Below are 808 nucleotides of genomic sequence, written 5' to 3' on the forward strand. Positions count from 1 at the left end.
GCTATAGCTTTATATTACAAAAAAACTGAGCCAGACAGTTCTTTTCTTAAACTAATAAGTTTCAATAATTCTACTTTTGAAAATAATATTAATTAAAACTATGCAGGGATGCCATGAAACTAATTAACCCAAAATACCGTACTTTAAAACCAACGATTGAATATCTTGCTGATGAAGTCGTGCTCACTCAAGCTTGGAAAAAAACACATAATTACATTCGTGCATTTAACTGGTATGCAGATACATTGGAGTTAGATGTATCTGCCTTAAATATTGAGGACAATGTAAGCGAATGGAAAAGGCAGATTATTAGAAACAAGCTTAAACCTTTAGAGATGGTACCTGCTGCAAAAAGTGAAACATGGGTTATTGATCAAGATGGTTGGCATCCTAAAAGTATTGATAAACGAGAAGAAAACCCACCTATAAGGCCATTGGCTCACATGTCGATTAGAGATCAAACATGGGCTAGTGCTGCTATGTTGTGCCTGGCTGATGCGGTTGAATCAGAGCAAGGTAATTGCAGCGATAAAAATCAGAGTTTTGCACAAGCAAGAAGTAATAAGGTGTATAGCTACGGTAATAGACTGGTATGTGATTGGAAAAGCAAAGATCAAGCTTGGTTTCGTTGGGGAAATAGCGATACATACAGAAAGTTTTTTACTGATTATCAAAACTTCTTAAAAAGACCAATGGAGTTAGGAAGAAGTGTTTTAAATCAAGCCTCTTCTTCGGAGGAGGTTTACGTTGTTAATTTGGATTTATCAAAGTTCTACAACACAATTTGTAGAGATTTATTAATAGTTAG

Annotated in this window: 1 pseudogene; it reads left to right on the forward strand. The window is 35.0% G+C overall.

Annotated features, from left to right (window positions below):
• Positions 1-113: 113 nt before the first annotated feature.
• Positions 114-808 (forward strand): annotated as a pseudogene (locus tag L1D46_RS20790) (hypothetical protein); the annotation flags it as partial.

Origin of the sequence: Pseudoalteromonas sp. Isolate3, from assembly GCF_022398505.1 — a bacterium.
Lineage (GTDB): Bacteria > Pseudomonadota > Gammaproteobacteria > Enterobacterales > Alteromonadaceae > Pseudoalteromonas > Pseudoalteromonas apostichopi.